Genomic DNA, 4,163 nt, shown 5'->3' with positions numbered 1-4,163 from the left:
CGGTCTTCCCCACGCCGCTGCCCTTGCCCGCGCCCTTGCCCGCGCTTTCGCTCTCGCCGGGCGCCCCCTTCGGCGTGCTGCCGGCACTGCCGGAAACGCGCGACCCGGCGAAGCCACTGCCGGCCCGCCCGGGCTTGCCGCCGCCCCGGGTGGTGTCCCCGCCGCCGGCGGTCGTACCCCCGGCGGTGGTCCCGGGCATGGCGAGCCCGTCGGGAGTCATCCGCGGGAAGTTGCTCGCGGCGGGGGCGGCGCGGAAGTTGGTGTTGCCGGCGAAGTTCCCGGTCCCGCTGGTGGTGCCCGGCGGAACGTACCCGGCCGGCGGCGTCGTGGCGGGCGGTGGTGTGGTGCCACCGGGGACGTAGCTGCCGCTTCCTGGGCTGGTTCCTGGGCCGATGTTGGGGGTGCCGGTGAAGCCGCTGGTGCTGCTGGTGCCGTGGAACCCGGAGACGGAAGTGGAGTCGTTCCCGCCGAGCTGCGGAGGGGGCGCGTAGGTGGGCTGGGAGCTGGCGGTTTCGTGGTAGGTGCCGTCGAGGTTCTGCAGCACCTGAACGGCCTGCTGGTGCGCGGCGTCGGCCTGCTGCTGCTTGGCCTGGATGCCGGCCATGGTGCCGCTCATGCCGATGAGGTCGCCGTTGTTGTACTGCTGCTTGGCCTTGTCGAGCTCGGCTTGCTGGTTGAAGCCGGTGGGCTCGGGCATGTTGGTCTTGGCGTAGTGCGCGGCCGCGGACTGCTGGGAGTAGTGGTTGGACGCCAGCTGCATCGCGTTGCCGGTTTGTTCCGTGTGCCCGGCCGTGCTCTGGAAGAACCCGTTCGCTTGGTCGGCGGCTGGTCCTTGCCAGGAGCCGCCGGCCGCGGTGGCCGCGTCCCGGAACTGGTTGGAGGCGTCGGCGAGCCAGTTCCCGTAGACGTTCGCCACCCGGCTGCGCTCGTTGAGATCCTCAAGATCGAGGTTCTTGTGGACCATGTCGTAAAGCACTTCGTGCGGTTGGTTCGCGTAGTTTTCGCCGGGTGCCGGTGCTCCGCCGCGGAGCGTTTGCCCTTCCTGCAGCAGCTTCCCTTGAGCGACCGAATAGTCCGATGCGGCCTGCTGCGTGATCCGTTGGCCGTCGGCTCCATGACCATCGAGCTTTTGGGCGGTTTCCGCGTAGTAGTCACCCTCGGACTGGCGATGTTGCGCCCGGTGCGGCTGACTCATGCTGGACTCCGTCTCAGTTGTTCTTCGGCAGCAGTGGCTCGACCTTCGCGGCTATGTCCCTGGCTTGCTCGCAGGCACCAGCGGTGTCCGATCCGAAGCTGATCGACAGCAGCGCGCGTGAGTCCCGCACCTGGAACCGGATGGCGCACTGACCCTTCACCTTGAGGGGCTCCTGCTCCTCGATCGCCGGGCGCCCGTTCACGTTCCCGTCGCTGGCCTTGGCGGGATTGTTCACGTTGTCCCGGTAGTTCCCCACGGCCTGGAAGATCAGCCCGACGACGAGACCTGGTGTGTCGCCGGAGGTGGGCCTGCTGGCGAGGCAAGTGTTGTTCGGGTCGGCGACTCCCGGCACGGCCTTGGGCATGTTCTGCCCGCTGAGTGCCTGGTCGAGGACTGTGCACGAACTCAGTCCGGCGAACGGGTTGTCCGGGGCTGCGGTCGCGCTGCTCGTGGCGGAAGTCTGCGAACTCGGGGTCGCCTGCCCTCCGACTTCGCTCGTGCAGGCGGCGAGGCCGAAACCCAAAGCCAGAGCGGCCAACGCGACCGGGACGCGTCGTGTTTTCACTGCGTCTGCAGCCCCTTGTTCAACTGGGCGAACGTCATGCTGTGGGCATCCTCGGTTTCGCGGTAGTTCTTGCGGGCGATCACCATCGCTTCGCGTGCTTGCTTGACACCGTCACGCATCAACTCGAGGTTGGGTATCAACGACTCCGGGTCCCCGTTGGCGACCTCAACGTTGAACGCGGCGACAGCTTTGGCGTAGTCGCTGCCACCCATCTGGGCCGGATTCGCCAACTTGAAGACCTCGAAGATCATCCGGTCGAAGCCGTCGATGAAGAAGTCGCAGGCTTTGATGTAAGCCTGGAAGCCCTCCTCGTTCACCGCGAACTGGCCGCTCTCGGCGAGATCCTTCAGATGGCTGCCGCCCGTGCTGACCCGCTGCGCGGCCGCCGAATCGACGGGTCCGTCGACGATGCCCGACAGGAAGTTCGACCCCGCGTCCCCAGCCGCCGGCGGGGGCGTGAACGAGCCCGGCGCGCCGAATTGCGAACCGCCCATGACGCCCTCCCAGTCGTCCGGGACCACCCTGCGTGGTCTCTTCGCACTGTACTAGTGACGAACCGGCCGCGTCAGTGGTTCCTGCCACGCTCGTGGAGCCAAGCGCGCAGGTGAGAACCATCCGAAGGGGTGAACGTCACCCGCGTCTCGTTGCCCGGTAGCGCCTCGCTGAACATCAGGAATCGCCCTCCGTCGTTGTCGACGAACGTCACCGTTCCCGTCGGCTTCAACGTCCCCGAAGTCCGGACCGACAGCTCCACCGTGCCGTAGCGGTGCAGCGGCCACGACGAGAACTCCGCCGCCAGCGCCGCCTCGCGGGACGACCCCGGGGACGTGAACGTCAGCTCGGCCAGCGGCACCGGTGGGTACGCCGGCAGCATGCCGACCAGCAGGTCGACCAGGCGGTCCGGGCGGCTCTGGGCGAACAGGATCTCCGCGCCCGAAAGCTCCGAAAACACCCCCAGCCCGTGGCCGATCGCCGCGCGGTAGAAGACCTGGCGGGTGTCCTCCGCCGCGCGGACGATGATCAGCACGTCCGGCTGGGTCCACGCCCTGAGCGTCTGTTCGACCTCGATGTCCAGCTTGTCCGGACCGGCCAGTCCGCGCGCCCGCATCGACTCCCAGGCCTCCGCTGCGAGGCGGTCGTGTTCGGCGAGGGTGCGGCCCGCGCTGCGGATTTCGAACGGGTGCCAGTTCGCCGGGAGGCCGGTGCGCCGGACCGCGGTGTCGACCTCCGTCAGGCCCAGTGAGAATTCCTCCGGCACGTCCCCGAGCGTAGCGGAACCGCCACCCGCCGCTTCAGATGTCGAGCTGGCGCACGCCCGTCTCGCGCAACGCCACCCGACTGGCCGTCGCCCGTCCGCGCAGGCGGACGATTTCGTGCGGTTGCAGGCCGATCGCGACGCCGAACGCCTCCACGTCCGGGAAGCCGCCCTGCCGCTGCCGCAGTTTCAACGCCGTGGTCACGCGCGCCGGCGACAGCCCCGGCAGCGACGCCAGCTCCGGGCCCGAAGCCGTGTTGACGTCCACCAAGACGGGCGCCGGCGCGGGCGGTGGCGCCAACGCCGGCAGCACAGCCGGGACGTACGCCTCGATCAGGTCGTTCTCCCGCAGGTCCCGTGTCGCCAGCCCGACCGTGAACACCCGCGACCCCGCGCTGGACCGCACCGCCACCCCGTCCCGCGCCAGCGACAGGATCCGCAGGTCCGCGGCGACGACCGTGCTCCGCTCGTTGAACGTCGTCCCGATCGGGCGCAGCACCCGCGCCGAAGACCCGGTCGTGAACGCCGCGCCGCGTCCCTCCGGCACCTCGACCGCCGCCACGACGGTGCCGTTGCCCAGGTCGGTGACGCCGTGCACCACCACCGCGCCTTCGCGCCGCTCCAAAGAGTCCTGCGACGGCTCCTGGAACGCCACCAGCGCGTCGCCGGCCAGCGGCGGGACGTCGCACTGGAAGCCCAGCAGCACCGTGCCCTGCCGCCCGGCGGGCACTTCTTCCAGCGGGCCGGGACCGAACAGCCCGAGCACCCGCATCGGCTCGCCGATCGGGCGCCCGCCGCGCGTCAGCGCCACCAGCGCCCCGGACCGCAGGACCCCTTCGCGGACGGCCACCGAAGCGTGGAACCCCGTCAGCTGGTCGAAACCCGGCACCAGCACCGAACCGGTGCCGTCCTGGCGGCTGGTGTCCGGGCCGACGGCGTCGTCGGTGTACAGCTCCAGCGAGTCGCCGTGCACCAGGTCGCGCCACCCGACGGCGACGAAGACGTCCTTGAGGAACCCGGCGTCCGTGACCGCCTCGACGTCGCTGGAGAAGAACTTCTTCCGCACCATGATCCCGAGGCGCAGGTTGTCCGCGAGCACGCGATCGCCCCGCCGCAGCCGCGCGCGGGCGCCGCGGACCGCCCGGCCC

General features: G+C 70.0%; 5 protein-coding genes. All 5 read right to left on the bottom strand.

Annotated features, from left to right (window positions below; translation table 11 throughout):
- Positions 1-1,195 (bottom strand): hypothetical protein (locus G3I65_RS10435; protein WP_239071007.1); only part of this gene is annotated, 1,195 nt, incomplete at its 3' end.
- A gap of 13 nt (positions 1,196-1,208) precedes the next feature.
- Positions 1,209-1,559: a hypothetical protein gene (locus tag G3I65_RS10430; protein ID WP_160695915.1), complete on the bottom strand. Its 351-nt coding sequence runs from the start codon at positions 1,557-1,559 to the stop codon at positions 1,209-1,211.
- A 197-nt stretch (positions 1,560-1,756) separates the two neighbouring features.
- A complete protein-coding gene (locus G3I65_RS10425) occupies positions 1,757-2,281 on the bottom strand; it encodes a hypothetical protein (RefSeq protein WP_309235376.1) in 525 nt (174 codons plus the stop codon).
- A 44-nt stretch (positions 2,282-2,325) separates the two neighbouring features.
- Positions 2,326-3,018 (bottom strand): ESX secretion-associated protein EspG, encoded by a 693-nt coding sequence (locus G3I65_RS10420; RefSeq protein ID WP_309235375.1) that lies wholly within the window; start codon positions 3,016-3,018, stop codon positions 2,326-2,328.
- A 34-nt stretch (positions 3,019-3,052) separates the two neighbouring features.
- Positions 3,053-4,163, bottom strand: a 1,111-nt coding sequence (locus G3I65_RS10415) for a helix-hairpin-helix domain-containing protein (protein WP_160695914.1), incomplete at its 5' end; no start/stop codon positions are given.

The sequence above is a fragment of the Amycolatopsis sp. SID8362 genome, assembly GCF_010550475.1.
Lineage (GTDB): Bacteria > Actinomycetota > Actinomycetes > Mycobacteriales > Pseudonocardiaceae > Amycolatopsis > Amycolatopsis eburnea.
Note: the sequence above shows the minus strand (reverse complement) of the source record. Positions and strands in the feature narration are given on the sequence as shown.